At 34.2% G+C, this 15,392-nt stretch carries 14 protein-coding genes; 1 reads left to right on the forward strand and 13 read right to left on the reverse strand.

Features of this window, described 5'->3' with window-relative positions:
• Positions 1 to 7: 7 nt before the first annotated feature.
• The 12 genes from QRE67_RS24750 to fabZ all read right to left on the reverse strand — a co-directional run bounded on the left by QRE67_RS24750 (position 8) and on the right by fabZ (position 12,409).
• Positions 8 to 1,075 carry a glycosyltransferase family 4 protein gene (locus tag QRE67_RS24750; protein ID WP_286122796.1) on the reverse strand — a complete coding sequence of 356 codons (1,068 nt, stop codon included), beginning with the start codon at positions 1,073 to 1,075 and terminating at the stop codon, positions 8 to 10.
• Positions 1,076 to 1,111: 36 nt separating this feature from the next.
• On the reverse strand, positions 1,112 to 1,573 hold the full coding sequence (locus QRE67_RS24755; RefSeq protein WP_286122797.1) for a serine O-acetyltransferase: 462 nt from the start codon (positions 1,571 to 1,573) through the stop codon (positions 1,112 to 1,114).
• Positions 1,574 to 1,685: 112 nt separating this feature from the next.
• Positions 1,686 to 3,161 (reverse strand): O-antigen ligase family protein, encoded by a 1,476-nt coding sequence (locus tag QRE67_RS24760; RefSeq protein WP_286122798.1) that lies wholly within the window; start codon positions 3,159 to 3,161, stop codon positions 1,686 to 1,688.
• Between the two features lie 161 nt (positions 3,162 to 3,322).
• Positions 3,323 to 4,003, reverse strand: a complete 681-nt coding sequence (locus QRE67_RS24765; protein ID WP_286122799.1) for a sugar transferase — start codon at positions 4,001 to 4,003, stop codon at positions 3,323 to 3,325.
• A 19-nt stretch (positions 4,004 to 4,022) separates the two neighbouring features.
• Entirely contained in the window at positions 4,023 to 4,904 is an 882-nt protein-coding gene (gene galU, locus QRE67_RS24770; protein WP_286122800.1) for a UTP--glucose-1-phosphate uridylyltransferase GalU, read from the reverse strand.
• A 230-nt stretch (positions 4,905 to 5,134) separates the two neighbouring features.
• Positions 5,135 to 5,902, reverse strand: a complete 768-nt coding sequence (locus QRE67_RS24775) for a tyrosine-protein phosphatase (protein WP_286122801.1) — start codon at positions 5,900 to 5,902, stop codon at positions 5,135 to 5,137.
• A gap of 449 nt (positions 5,903 to 6,351) precedes the next feature.
• The gene (locus QRE67_RS24780) at positions 6,352 to 7,041 is read right to left on the reverse strand and encodes a CpsD/CapB family tyrosine-protein kinase (RefSeq protein ID WP_286122802.1); all 690 of its coding nucleotides are present in this window, start codon (positions 7,039 to 7,041) and stop codon (positions 6,352 to 6,354) included.
• Positions 7,031 to 7,768: a YveK family protein gene (locus QRE67_RS24785; RefSeq protein ID WP_286122803.1), complete on the reverse strand. Its 738-nt coding sequence runs from the start codon at positions 7,766 to 7,768 to the stop codon at positions 7,031 to 7,033. The genes QRE67_RS24780 and QRE67_RS24785 overlap by 11 nt, the downstream gene beginning before the upstream one ends.
• Before the next feature lie 609 nt (positions 7,769 to 8,377).
• Positions 8,378 to 9,370 (reverse strand): UDP-glucose 4-epimerase GalE, encoded by a 993-nt coding sequence (galE, locus tag QRE67_RS24790; protein WP_286122804.1) that lies wholly within the window; start codon positions 9,368 to 9,370, stop codon positions 8,378 to 8,380.
• 371 nt (positions 9,371 to 9,741) lie between these two features.
• The gene (gene galU / locus QRE67_RS24795) at positions 9,742 to 10,626 is read right to left on the reverse strand and encodes a UTP--glucose-1-phosphate uridylyltransferase GalU (protein ID WP_286122805.1); all 885 of its coding nucleotides are present in this window, start codon (positions 10,624 to 10,626) and stop codon (positions 9,742 to 9,744) included.
• A gap of 203 nt (positions 10,627 to 10,829) precedes the next feature.
• Positions 10,830 to 11,747 (reverse strand): polyisoprenyl-teichoic acid--peptidoglycan teichoic acid transferase TagU, encoded by a 918-nt coding sequence (gene tagU, locus QRE67_RS24800; protein ID WP_286122806.1) that lies wholly within the window; start codon positions 11,745 to 11,747, stop codon positions 10,830 to 10,832.
• Positions 11,748 to 11,974: 227 nt separating this feature from the next.
• On the reverse strand, positions 11,975 to 12,409 hold the full coding sequence (gene fabZ, locus QRE67_RS24805; protein ID WP_286122807.1) for a 3-hydroxyacyl-ACP dehydratase FabZ: 435 nt from the start codon (positions 12,407 to 12,409) through the stop codon (positions 11,975 to 11,977).
• Between the two features lie 741 nt (positions 12,410 to 13,150).
• Here fabZ and QRE67_RS24810 point away from each other — a divergent pair.
• The gene (locus tag QRE67_RS24810) at positions 13,151 to 13,594 is read left to right on the forward strand and encodes an SRPBCC family protein (protein ID WP_286122808.1); all 444 of its coding nucleotides are present in this window, start codon (positions 13,151 to 13,153) and stop codon (positions 13,592 to 13,594) included.
• A gap of 129 nt (positions 13,595 to 13,723) precedes the next feature.
• Here the strand turns inward: QRE67_RS24810 and tagH are convergent, their stop codons facing one another.
• The gene (tagH, locus tag QRE67_RS24815) at positions 13,724 to 15,379 is read right to left on the reverse strand and encodes a teichoic acids export ABC transporter ATP-binding subunit TagH (RefSeq protein WP_286122809.1); all 1,656 of its coding nucleotides are present in this window, start codon (positions 15,377 to 15,379) and stop codon (positions 13,724 to 13,726) included.
• Positions 15,380 to 15,392: the final 13 nt, after the last annotated feature.

The following is a 15,392-nucleotide window of genomic DNA, read 5'->3' on the forward strand; positions in this document are numbered from 1 at the left end:
CTCTTTCTTAGGAATCTGAAATCAATATGGAATACATATTTAATATTTCATCACCTATTACAGGTAAGCTAAATGATTCATTAACTTTATACTTAGCATTTTCTCCAAAATTCTTTCTTGCATTTTTATCTTTTAATAAGAAATTAATATGTTCTAACAATGCTTCTTTATCACCAGGCTTAATAATAAATCCATTATATGCATTGTCTATTTGTTCTGGAATCCCACCAATATTAGTAGAAATAACAGGTAAGCCCGCAGCCATAGCTTCTAAAATAGACACAGGTAAGCCTTCATTATAAGATGGTAAAGTAAAGATTGAAGATTGTTCTAACAATTGAACTTTTTGATTATGATTAATCCAGCCATGAATACAAATAGAGCTGTTTATATTTAACTCTTCTATTCTTCTTTTTAAGGTCTGCAAGTCACCATCACCAGCAATATGAAGTTTTACATTAGGAAAATCTTCTATGATTTGAGGTATTATATCTACTAAATCATATATTCCTTTTCGCGTACCGATTCTACCCATAAACAAAATGTTCTGTTCATCTAAATTTGATAAATTAAACTTCTTGCTATCAATAGCATTGTATATAACTTTAACATTCCTATTATCAGTAATACTTTCTATGTCTACTTTCCATTTTTTAGACAATGTTATTATTACATCTACTTGATCCAATATTTCTCGAATCTGTTTTTTAACAGTATCATTGCTTTCCTGATAAAACATCATAAATTCTGCACCATGTATATGCAAAATAATTTTTTTCCCAAACCATTTACCTAGTTTAACAAATATTCTCTTACGAAAAAAACTCCCTCTAGAAGCGGTATGAATATGAAGGATTTCTACCTGCCTATTAAAAATTAATATGAACAAACATTGAACTATCCCTTTTAAGAACGCTAAAATCTTCTTTAATTTATTCCCATCACTGTAGGAGGATACCAAAAACGTCCTATTATAAATAGGCTCTAATTCTAGTAAAGATTGAATTACAGAAGAAATCCCTCCCCTATTAAATGGGGAAGGACCAATCATAATGATATCTTTTTTATTACTCATTAATATAAAATCTCCTCTACTATTAAAAGGTTTTTTTTATACATCCATTTTTTTAAGATTGCAATATTTAAATATATCTACATCTTTTTTAATAATGGTAGCAGGGTTACCTGCCACGATTGTATTATCTGGAATGGATTTGACTACAACTGAATTAGCTCCGACTATAACATTATTTCCAATCTTAACATCTCCTAAAATTTTAGAACCTGTACCTAAGTAAACATTATTACCAATAACAGGTAGGTTCGGGTTGTTAGATTTTCCACCTATAGTTACTTGTGGTCCGATTAAAACATTTTTTCCAATTATAGCTTTTGGATGAACAACTACCCCTATCCCTCCATATCCTAACTTTGAATACTCTCCTATTTGAGTTTCACTAGGAATTATGGAGTTGTACAGAAGAAAAACTAAACCCTTTATAATTTTAGGTACTAAAGGGACTTTCTTTTTATAACAATAATGACCTATTCTATATAAATTCACAGCATTCATCTTCTATATCTTCACCTCTATACTCAGAAAGATCCTTCCTGTTAACATTTCTAAAATTTCTCAAATAGTGGTCTAAAACTTCGACACACTTTACAAACTAACATATAAATACTCACTTTTTTTTACATATAAGTTCCTTATTATACAAAACTAATAAGAAACCTGTTAGTAACCAAAAGTAAAAAGATTGATATCTATCATTTAAATTAGAACTAAAAAAACTTTCAAATAATATGACCCCAATATTTGCAGCATAACCTAAAGCAAACCATTTTATAAACTTATTAGAAGTTAATTTAAATAATTTAACACTTTTAGTAAAACAAAGAATGTAAATAAGCACCCATAATAGAATCCCCAACATACCTACTTGCCCAAGTATTGAAACCCAGAAGACATCCATTGAATATTGAATAGGTATATTATAATAAATATAAATAGAAGGATCTAAGCTAACAGCTGGTTCTGTTCCATACATCCCCATACCTACACCTAATAATGGAGCTTCATGTAAAAATAATTTCCCAACTACAAATATGAAATATAATCTCCCATAATTGTTGATATCAAATAAAAAGTTCTCGTATGTTAGTGCACCAAAAAATCGATTAGTAAGCCCTTGTGAAATATCATTTGCAACAAAACCCTGTGTGGTTTGTAAAAATGATAAAAAACTTATAGATACTAAAGCAAGGCAAATAATTACCGCCAGTTTGAGTTTTTTGTTAGTATGTAGAATTGCCATAATTACAATCCCTACAATTACCCCTAATACCGCTTGCCTAGCATAAGTCAATACCAACATAAATCCTGTACATAATAACAATAAAATATTTTTCTTAGTTAAGATACAATTTGCAAAAATAAAAACAAAGAATGTACTTAAGAAAAGCGCAAATGCACTATATCGTCCAAATGTAGAGTATACTGCATATTGAGACATACCTTGATCTAGTTCTTGAGTAATTTTATCAGTTATTTCTAGTACCCCCGGTTTTAAAAATTGCGAGACTGTTTCCCCACCCAATAATTGTAAAAAACCTATAGCATTTTCTACCAAGATAATTCCAAAGATAATTAGGAAAAACTTCCTAATCTCTTCAACACGCCAATCTAGTAAAGTAACAATTAACAGTATAGGTATATATCTTAAAAACCATCTTGCTCCTAATAAAAAAACATTAAAACTTACATCATTCAAAATAGACGATACTATACTTACCATTAAAAATAAGACTAAAAGAATACCCACGCTACCTACAATTTTAAAATTTAAATTTTTAGTAATGCATTTTTTACAAATAATAAACAATAAAAGTAATATAGAGATAGGCTCTATAGAATATTTTAAGATTATAGCTACTTGATTTGGGAGATTTTTTACTATGATTGTCTCCAATGGAAAATAGATAATTAAATAATATAGCCATAATTTATTATATTTAAAAATGAAAAAAAGCATTACTGGAGCTAACAAAGAGAACATGTATAGTACGTTGGTATAAATACTAACTATAATACCCGTCAGTAACATTAATGTGCTGACCAGAATTATGATGCCTTCCCTTTGTTTCAATGAATAATCCATAAAAAACTCCTTTAATATGTTTACATTTCTATAAATACAAGATCCATTTTAAAAATAAATTGCTCCTGTAACTGTTATTATATTGCATATTCTTCATCCATGAAAATTACACAAATCTTTTTATCCATCGTTTGTTCAGTCTCTTTTTTGAAATTTGACTACTAAGATGCTCCATTAGACTTAATCATAATTTGAATCGTTTTAAGGATAATTTTCAAATCATAGATTAATCCTCGTTTATTTATATACTCTAAATCTAGCTCAACCATTTCTTGAAAACCAACACTATTTCTCTCCGTCACTTGCCAAAGCCCCGTACATCCTGGTGTCACAAGTAATCTCTGTTTATCATAGGAAGTATATTCTTTCACTTCTCTTGGCAGTGGTGGTCTTGGACCGACTAAACTCATATCACCTTTTAATACATTTAATAATTGCGGTAGTTCATCAATGCTTGTTTTACGAATAAACCTGCCAATCTTCGTCACACGAGGATCTTCTTTCATTTTAAACATGGCACCTGATACTTCATTATGTTGTAATAAGTCCTCTAATTTCTCTTCCGCATCGGTTACCATCGAGCGAAATTTATACATTCCAAATTCCTTTTCATCTTTTCCAACACGAATTTGTTTGAATAAGATTGGACCTTTTGGATCTTCCCGCTTAATGTAAATAGCAACAATGATAAAAATAGGTGATAAAAGAATAAGACCACATAGTGCACCCGCTATATCTATTAAGCGCTTCATGAATAAATACAACCACTTTTGATTTACCTCTTCAGCAGCAAGTAATCCTTGTTTCCTTACAGCTTCACTTGATACTTTCATTAAGGCCAACGCTCTTCCACCTCACCTTTTATACATGTACATTTTCTTTTTTCATCAGTTCACTCATATACTTCATAAGCTCATCTTTCAATTCCTCATGTTGCAACGCCATTTCAATCGTCGTTTGAATAAATCCTAACTTCTCTCCAACGTCATAGCGCTTTCCTTCGAAGTCATATGCAAAGACACGTTGAATTTCATTTAAACGTTGAATCGCATCTGTAAGCTGAATTTCTCCGCCAGCTCCTGTTTGTTGGTCTTCTAAGAACATAAAGATTTCTGGCGTTAAGACGTAGCGTCCCATAATCGCTAAGTTCGATGGCGCTGTTCCTTGCGCTGGTTTTTCCACAAATCTGCTCACCTGATAACTGCGATCCTTCTGTTCCAACGGATCAATAATGCCGTAGCGATGTGTTTCGTTTTCTGGAACTGTTTGCACACCGATTACCGATGATTTTGTTGCTTCATATTGATTCATTAATTGACGTAGACAAGGCGTGTCTGCTTGAACAATATCATCACCAAGTAATACAGCAAACGGTTCGTTGCCAATAAACTTGCGCGCACACCATACTGCATGTCCTAAACCTTTTGGTTCTTTTTGTCGTATGTAGTGAATGTTAATTTTGGAAGACGCTTGTACTTTTTCAAGCATTTCATACTTCCCTTTTTCTAATAAGTTTTGTTCGAGTTCAAAGGAATGATCGAAGTGATCTTCAATGGCACGCTTTCCTTTGCCTGTTACGATAATAATATCTTCAATACCAGAAGCAATTGCTTCTTCGACAATGTACTGAATCGTTGGTTTATCAACGATTGGTAACATTTCTTTCGGCATTGCTTTCGTAGCTGGTAAAAAACGTGTCCCCATTCCAGCAGCTGGAATGATTGCTTTTCTTACTTGTTTCAACTGTAAAGCCCCCCACATTTATATAATAAAAATCCTAGCCATATCTTCTGAAGCTTAAAAAGATATAGCTAGAACTTCTAAAAAATTTATAAAATAACGGGCATCTAACCCGACCTCACACCATGCTTTTGACGACAGGCGTCTAAGGTAAGAGATCATCTCATACCCACAGCATAGCCGAGTACCTCCATTGATAGCGGTTAGGAGGCATCACCCATATATTTGCTTCTTTAAAAGAGACCCAATATTTTTTTGCGTCGTATTCGCTCTGGCTCTTCTCGATAAATTGTTTTTCCGCTTATTAATAAATATGTATTTTCTTTTAAGTTATATAGTGTAGAAATCCCAAATGTCTTTTCTACCGTTTCATACGCGGCTTGTAAGTGAAAAGAGCGCGTTGTTGTGTTATGAGCATCTGATGCAATGACATGCGTCAAATGATGTTCAATGAGCTGTAATGTAAATTTTTTAATTTTCTTTCCGAACCTTCCCGTTACACTTCCTGCGGTAATTTGCGTCAGTGCTCCTTGATTGACGAGCTTGTACAATACATCTGGGCGTTCGATGATTTCTGTATTTCGCTCTGGATGCACAATGATCGGTGTGATTCCTTTCGTGCGCAATTTATATAACATTTGCTCTGCATACCGAGGCACATGATTGGCTGGGAATTCAATGAATACGTATTTATCCATTTGATTTAATGTAACAATATGACCCGATTCGTAGTCTTCTAATAATTCTCCGTATAACCTGACTTCTTGACCAGGTAAAATGGTTAAATTGATTTCTTGTTCTTTCAAAGCTTCATTTAACTGCTTTACCTGATGAAGAATACTTTCTACTGGATTAATATAGACGCCGTTTTGATGATGCGGGGTCGCAACGATTGTATGAATGCCTTCTTTACATGCCGCCTTTGCCATTGCAATACTATCTTCTATTGTTTGTGCCCCATCATCAATACTAGGCAAAATATGACAATGCAAATCAATCATTCTCTTACATCCCTTCTCCATCTATTCTTTATAAATCCATTTTGATTTTTCGACATATAGCCGCGACTATGGATCACAAAAGGTGACCTGCACTCGTTTTCTCTCTTTGTTTTCACTTGGCATGGATCTGACCGCTTCTATGCATGACCGGATGCTCTCTCCCACCTAAAAAGAAGGGCTTTATGTCGGTTTTTAAATTTGTATTTATACAAACGGAAGAAGAAAAGATGAATCCTCACCTTTTCTTCTTATCTATATAAATCCATTTTGATTTTCGACATATAGCCGCGACTATGGATCACAAAAGGTGACCTGCACTTGTTTTCTCTCTTTGTTTTCACTTGGCATGGGGCAGGAAAAGGATCTAACCGCGGCTATGCATGGCCGGATGCTCTCTCCCACCTAAAAAGAAGGGGTTTATGTCGGTTTTTAAATTTGTATTTATATATTTAGTTCGAACCGTAATAGTAATACTCTGATCCGGTTTGTTCTTTATCATTTAGAATGACGCCAAGTAATTTACCCTTTGCACCACCTAATACTTGTTTTGCTTTCAACCCTGTATCTTTTTCTGTTTCACCGCTACGTACAACAAGTACAGAAGCATCGCATTGATTCGCCATAATTTGCGCATCCGTAACCGGTAAGATTGGTGGTGTATCAAAAATAATGAGATCATACATGCCATATGCTTCTGAAAGCAACTCTTTCATTGAGCTTGCGCCAAGTAATTCCGCTGGGTTTGGTGGGATTGGCCCACATGGTAAAAAGTCTAAGCTACCAATTTGTGTCTTTTTCACACATGTTTCAAGTGTTTTGCTACGCGTTAATACATTTGTTAGGCCGAAAAGATTATCCATTTGCAGCATTTGATGTAATGTTGGCTTACGCAAATCCGCATCGACAAGTAATACTTTTTTACCTTGCTGCGCAAAGACAATCGCAATATTAGCAACTGTTGTTGTCTTTCCTTCACTAGGATTTGCGGATGTAATAATAAGAGAACGAATCTTCTTATCAACAGATGCAAATTCAATATTTGTTCGTATATTTCGGTACTGCTCCGAAACAGAAGATTTCGGTTGTTCGTATGCAATAAGCTGACGATGCCCACGAAATGTTTTCTTCTTAAGAACCAATTGTCTGCCCCCCTACTTTCTTTGCTCCTGATAGACTACCACTTTTTGCACCGTCTTCTTCCATATGAGAAACGACACCAAGAACTGGTACACCAAGTAGCTTTTCAATATCTTCTTCTTTTTTGAGTGTGTTATCTAAGTATTCTAGTAAGAATGCAAGTCCGACAGAAGCCATTAATCCAACAACAAATGCAATTGCTACGTTTAACATTTTATTAGGTTTAATTGGAGACTGCCCTTCTGTTACTTCTGCTTTTGATAAAACAGTTACGTTATCTACACTCATAATTTTCGCAATTTCACTTTTAAATACTTTCGCTGTTGTGTTCGCAATATCACGAGCCCGTTTTGCATCTTTATCTTGAACTGTCACGGCAATCACTTGTGAGTCTTTCTCATTTGCTACGTTAATTTTTTTATTTAATTCCTGCGTTGACATATTAAGCTTTAACTTCTCTTTTACTTGATCTAAAATGACAGGGCTTTTCACAATTACTTTATATGTATTTGTTAATTGAAGACTCGTCTGTACTTCACCAGGTTGGAAAACACCTTCTTGCTTCTTCTGATTAACAAGAATCTGCGTCGAAGATTGATAAATCGGTGTCATAAAGTAGAAACTTACAATCGCACTTACAAGGGCTGCACCAATCGAAATCGAGAGGATCATAACTAGTCGTTTTTTCAAAATAGTAAATAGCTCTTTCAAACTTATTGTTTCTTCCATACCTTCCTCCAGCTTTCAATAATTTGTCATAAAAAACACCTATAAATAAATAAAATGTCAGATTTATAACTGACATTACGAATCTACTACTTAGCACGAGTAATGTTTAGCAATCGCTAACTATTTATTATATTACCTAACTTATATTTGTATAGCAACAAAGGTTGAAAAAAATGTTCCTAGAATTGACAAATAGAATACTACTAAATTCGACATCATTTGTCGTAAATAGGTTTTCATTTACCATATAATAGAGACACATTGCTATTATGACTTATATTGGATAATCGAATCATAAATTTCCGACATTTTTATAATATCCTTTTTATAAAAATAATGCTAGAAAGGATTCTTATTTTATACTTTCCTATTTTTTCCATATATTTTTTTCTTTGTTTTGTTGAGAAATAAAAAACTGATTCAAAGAGGATCCTAACTCTCGAATCAGTTTTTATCTATAGTATTCATTTACGGCTTCTATTTTCCTTAACATCATTTCCACTTAGATATTTTTGAATGCCGACAAAAGATAACATGCATTACACGATGTTTTCATAAAGTGAAACTTTGAGGTGGAGATATTACCGCCCGCAAATAGCGGGATAAATCTTACTTCTCATATCCCTCTGGATGATTTTGATGCCAGTTCCATGCATGTTCAATCACTTTTTTAATATCCGTATACTGCGGATTCCATCCTAATCTTTCTTTTGCTTTTTGAGAAGATGCGACTAAACGTGCTGGATCCCCCGCTCTTCTTGGCGCAACTTCTGCTGGAATTGGATGATTCGTCACTTCACGAACCGCTTCGACAATTTCTTTTACACTAAACCCATTCCCATTTCCTAAATTGTAGAAATCGCTATCTCCACCATTTTGTAAATCTTTTAATCCTAGGAAATGTGCCGCAACTAAATCATCAACATGAATATAGTCACGAATACATGTACCATCTGGCGTATTATAATCATCACCAAACATCATGATTTTTTCCCGCTGCCCTAAAGCCACTTGTAGAATCACTGGAATTAAATGCGTCTCTGGACGGTGGTCTTCACCAATAATGCCACTCGGCGCGGCTCCGGCTACATTAAAATATCTAAAAATCTTATATTTCAAATTGGAAGCTTGGCTATACCAATGCAGCATCTTTTCAATTGCTAATTTTGTTTCTCCATATGTATTCGTCGGATTTGTTACTGTTTCTTCCGTAATTAAATCGACATCCACATCACCATATGTTGCAGCTGTAGAGGAGAAGATAAATTTATCAATTTGGAATTCATCCATCACTTCAAGTAAACATAACGCACCGTATACGTTGTTATTATAATATTGAAGCGGCTTTTCCATGCTGACTCCAACTAAGGAATCCGCTGCAAAGTGCATAACAGCATCAATTTCTTCTTGTTTAAAAACATCTCTTAAGAAACCTTTATCACGAAGGTCTCCTTTATAAAACTTCACACCATCTGTAATTGCATCTTCATGACCCGTTTGTAAATTATCAATAACGATTACAGATAGTCCCTCATCTACTAACTTTTTTACAGCGTGGGAGCCAATATAACCAGCCCCGCCGCAGACTAAAATAGAATGCATATCGTATCGCTCACCTTTTCATTGATTATTTTTCAATAGTAGTTTTTGAGTTTATTTCTAAATCCTAAAACAAAGAAGCCCTTACTATAAGTAAAGTTTTTGATATATATCCTACGTTTAAATAAAGTCTACCACAATTACTATTTTCTCAACTTTATCCATATATAGCAAGAACCTTTTGTGTGAATACCTTGTCTTAGAAATGCCATCTTGTATATTTTTTCTGTTTCTATATTCCAATAAATCCCCTCAAAAATAGCTACACGATATCAAGAATCACTTTTCAAACAAACACTTGATAAAAAGAGAATCTATCTTAATTGATAGATTCTCTTTAAATACATGAGTTGTTAAATCTACTTCATGCCCTGCTATTTATTAAGGATAAGCTCGTTTTGTAAAAGATTATTCATATGGTCTAAAAGATCTTGTTTTAACTCTTCATGTTGCATCGCCACTTCAATTGTTGTCTGAATAAATCCTAGCTTTTCTCCAACATCATAACGCTTTCCTTCAAAATCATATGCAAATACACGTTGCATTTGATTTAAACTTTCAATTGCATCTGTTAGCTGAATCTCGCCACCAGCACCTGTTTGTTGTTTTTCTAAGAACATAAAGATTTCTGGAGTTAATACATAACGCCCCATAATAGCTAGATTAGATGGGGCAGTTCCTGCTGCTGGTTTTTCAACAAATGTACGTACTTGGTAAGAACGGTCATTTTGTTCAATTGGATCAATAATACCATAGCGATGCGTTTCCTTCTCTGGCACTGTTTGAACCCCAATAACAGAAGCTTGCTTGTTCTCATATTCATTCATTAATTGACGTAAACAAGGTGTTTCCGCTTGAACAATATCATCACCAAGTAAAACAGCGAACGGTTCATTACCAATAAATTTACGCGCACACCAAACTGCATGACCTAGACCTTTTGGTTCTTTTTGACGAATATAATGTATATTAATTTTTGAAGATTCCTGTACCTTCGCAAGAAGATCGTATTTCCCTTTTGATAATAAGTTTTCTTCTAATTCAAAGGAATGATCGAAGTGATCTTCAATTGCACGCTTCCCTTTTCCTGTAACAATAATAAGATCTTCAATCCCAGATTCGATTGCTTCTTCTATAATATATTGAATTGTTGGCTTATCAACAATCGGTAACATTTCTTTTGGCATGGCCTTTGTTGCAGGTAAAAACCGTGTACCAAGACCTGCTGCTGGAATAATTGCTTTTCTTACTTTTTTCAAAAATAATCACCCTAACTCATAAGATATAAGATTCGCTTCTAATTATACAACCTATCCTAATTTTATTATTATAACAATATAATCGTAAAATTCATATTGATTAATTTATAAATAAGATCCAACCTCTATCCATTTACCACTTTTCATTATTATCCTAAAGAAAACCCAAATGCTTTATAGGCAATTGGGTTCTTGTTAAAAGATTACTTTCCTGTTAATTCAAGATGTGCTCTTAATTTATTCGATAGATCTTGACGATCTGTCTCAGGCACATAGTAGTACCAAATACCATTTTCCGCTTTATGTCCATCACCTTTAATTTGAATTTCTTCTTTGTTCTGTATTGCAACTTTGTAGTTCTTTTGCATATCATACATTTGACCTGGTGTTAAGTTTGTTTTTATGTTTTTCTCAACTGCTTTTAGTACATCACCGTAGTTTGCAAGAGAAGAGACGTTTGCTCCTTTACTAATAACAGCTTGCAGTACTTGACGCTGACGCATTTGACGACCGAAGTCACCGCGTGCATCTTTCTTTCTCATACGTGTGTATTTTAGTGCATCTTCACCTGTTAAATGAATATCACCTTTAGCAAAATGCGTGCCATCTTGTGTGAAGTCTAAATCATTGTTCACGTCTACACCGCCAACCGCATCAACAATATCTTTAAAACCTTCCATGTTCACTTCAATATAATAGTCAATTGGTGTATCCAAGAAGTTTTCCACTGTATTAACAGACATATCAATACCGCCAAATGCGTATGCATGATTGATCTTATCTTTCTTACCTTTACCGACAATCTCTGTATACGTATCACGAGGAATACTTAACAGCTTCATAGATTTTTGTTTTGGATTTAAAGTAATTACCATTAATGAATCTGAACGACCTTGGTCGCCAGCACGTTCATCCGCACCCATCAGTAAAATGGATACTGGTTTTGAATCCTCTACTTTTACTTCTTCCGTACGTTTCTTCGAATGATCACGATCTAATGGTTTATGCACTTTATCTAACGTACTTGAAACGGAGGAATAAACGCTATATGCATAAACCCCTGTACCAATTATAAGTATACCTACAATCCCTAAAATCCAAAGTAAGATTTTCTTCTTCATCACTTCAACCTTCTTTCTATTTATATACGAGCTACTTGTACTTTAAAAATAAATCCTCTATGTATTCCGCTATCTTTTATTGGTCCAAAACTATTATACGATATATTTTGTTTTTTAACAGGTATCCCTCGATGTTTTATTTCATGAAAATAGGAGTTGAATAACAAGGGCTAGAAACAACCCTTGTCATTCAACTCCCAAGGTAAACTATTTTGCTTACATAATACCTATTCTTTCTTATCACCAAGTGCAAATGTAACTTCTGCTTCACATGCAATTTCACCATTTACAGTTGCGACTGCTTTTCCTTTTCCGATCGGTCCGCGCACACGCGTCATTTCCACTTCTAAACGAAGTTGGTCGCCTGGGCGTACTTGGCGTTTGAAACGACAGTTATCAATGCCGGCAAAAAATGCAAGGCGGCCACGGTTTTCTTCTTTCTTTAATACCGCGACAGCACCCACTTGTGCTAACGCCTCGATGATCAGGACACCTGGCATTACAGGATAATCAGGAAAATGTCCGTTAAAGTATTCTTCATTTGCTGTTACATTTTTAATTCCAACTGCACGCTTTCCCTCTTCTACTTCTAGAATTTGATCGACAAGTAGAAATGGATAGCGGTGAGGAATGATTTCTTTAATTTGCTCTATATCTAGCATATCGTTCGCTCCTTACATACCAAATTGGCCATACCACTAAAGGTCATATTTTTATTATCCCATTTTGTTTATCATTTGTCATTATGAAAAAGACGAACCAGGCTCTCCTGCTTCGTAACGCTTAAAAAAATGTATACACTCTTTTCAGTATAATAGAATTTTATTATTGCTGACACGGAGGTCGAAAAGAGTGTATACCCAAGTTAGGGAAAGGCAATTTGCATAAAGCATTATTTGCCTTAAATGTCGTATTCACAATTCATTATAAGGGACAGAAATAAGAAAGAAAAACTTAATATTTTACGTTTTTTCTCGTTATTTATGAAAATTACTACTGATTCCTCTTTTTATCTTATATTATCTTAAATGTTATATTTAGAAATTAAAATTTTCATAAAAACAAGCTATATTCCAGTCATAGATATATAAATCCATTTTGATTTTTCGACATATAAGCCGCGGCTATGGATAACAAAAGGTGACCTGCACTCTTTGTTTTCACTTGGCATGGGGACAGGCGCTTCTATGCATGGCCGGATGCTCTCTCCCACCTAAAAAGAAGGGTTTTATGTCGATTTTTTAATTTGTATTTACATAGTCCGAAAGAATGATTTATTCAAGTTACAAACATTTCGTTGTTGAGTTTATGCATATCATGATAGAATTTGGATAACATTGGATCATTCTTTTAGTAACCTTAAAAATCTAAATAACTACTATCATTTAGAGAGGAAGTAACGGATGGCAAAAGGAACGCACACAATGGATCTATATGTACCACTAGATCATACGTGGAACTTCGTTAGTGATATGAACAATTGGGCACCGCTCATTACTGGTTACGTCGCACATAAAATTATTGATGATCGCCATTCAACTTGGCGTTTACATGGCGATTTAGGCGTAGTGAAACGTCATATTAACTTGAACGTCGAAATTACCGAGTGGCAGGAACATGACAAGGTAAGCTTTACGATCGCTTCTCCGACAAAAAAATTGATTGGTAGCGGCTTCTTTCGTGCTGAGGCAATTACTCCTTCAAAAACACGAATAACGAGTGAGTTGGAAGTGAAAGCAACTGGGAAAGGTGCCTTGATTTTTAATGGAGCAATGAAACCATTCGTACCAAAAATGACAAAAAAACTTTCAAAAGCCATTGCTAGCAAGTTAGTGGAGCAAGAATAATTAACATATTAACACAAGATGATTTCGAATTATCCCACTTACTTAGTAGATATAAAAAGTAGAAAATCAATCAAAAAAGAGATTTACCTTTAATAAAAAAGATAAATCTCAAAAAGTATACACACACTATTATTTCTTCACAATCGATAAAGATTGAACTTCGCTATGTGTCTGTTCTGAACGAGCAGCGATATAATAATTTTTTGTTTCATAGAAGTAGTTCTTTTCTGAATCATTACTTATGCTTTCCTTACCAAGTAATTCTTGCAACTTTGTAATAGACAGTGAAATATCTTGGAACACGACTTCTACTACTTTGTCTTGCGAAATACCAAATTGAATATTTCCATCTTTGACAACTGTTCTACCTGCTACATTTTGTGATGGAATTAATGTATTAGGATATGTCGTTTTTAGTTCATTTAATGTCTTTCCAAAATAAGTAGGAGCATTCATAACTTGTGCCCCATATGCACGACTTAACAAAGAGGTTACGTCATCTAATTTTGTATCCTCCATCACACTATTACTCGGTGTAAATGGTACAATATACTGTGCATTCACCCACCCGGTTTCACCACTTGGTAATGCAACTTGTAGCCATTCGGCACCAGTTGCTGTATCCTTTTTACGATCAGATATAGTAAATAAATCTCCAAAGTTGGTTACCGCTAAACGTTCACTACTTGTACTTGCTTCTTTACGAACACTAATATCATTACTATTTACTATATATTTCTCATCCTTAGCCTGCTTACCTTCAGCAGCACTCTTACTTTGAGCTGATTTTTCTGTATGCTGCTTATCTTTTTTCAACGGAAGTAAATCTTTATAATAGAAGCCTGTTGTAATGATACCAGCCATAAGTGCTAAACAAATTCCCATTATCACACCTTTTTTCTTTTTAAACTTACGACGGTGTGTTTTGAACTTACGGCGGTGTGCTTTGAACTTACGACGGCCTGCCTTAACCTCTGTTGAGTACTCTTGCAATAAGCCATGCTGAAAGGTTTCCAATTGCTCCTCTTGTAGCTTCTTTCGCTCTTCTGGTGTCATTTTATTATATTGTTTTAAGAAAGAGTGATAATTCGTAGCAACCTCATTCACATCTCCATATTCTCTTACTTGTCCATAATATAACCAGATTGCTTTGGTACAAAAACTTTTAACCTGTTCTAAAGAATGACTAATAAAGAAGATTGTTTTTCCTCTTTCTTTAAATTCATTCATCTTTTTTAAACACTTATTCGTAAATGTTTGATCACCAACAGATAAAGCTTCATCAATCACTAAAACATCCGGATCAATATTTACAGAAATTGCAAAACCTAACCGGGCCTTCATACCACTAGAATATGTTTTAACAGGTTGATTTATAAATTTACCTATATCAGCAAATTCAATAACCTTTGGGGTAATCTCCTTAATTTTTTCTTTCGTTAGCCCCATCATTAAACCTTTTAAGTTAATATTTTCAATCCCGGTTAATTGACCATTTAGTCCTGAGGAAATTGCAATTAATGCAGCTGATCCTTTTATATCAATTTTCCCTTTATTAGGAATTGTTACACCGGCAATTAAGTTTGATAAGGTACTTTTCCCTGATCCATTCAAACCTATGATTCCGACGATTTCTCCCTTAGGCACTTCAAAAGAAACGTCGCTTAAAGCATAGTGAAATTCTCCATCTTCCTGCTTTCGAAACAAATCTTTCAGCTTATCAGATGGCTTGTTGTACATTTTATATTTTTTGGTAACGTTTTGAAACTTTACTGTATAATTCATTGAATCATTCACC

Origin of the sequence: Bacillus sp. DX3.1 (assembly GCF_030292155.1) — a bacterium.
Taxonomy (GTDB): domain Bacteria; phylum Bacillota; class Bacilli; order Bacillales; family Bacillaceae_G; genus Bacillus_A.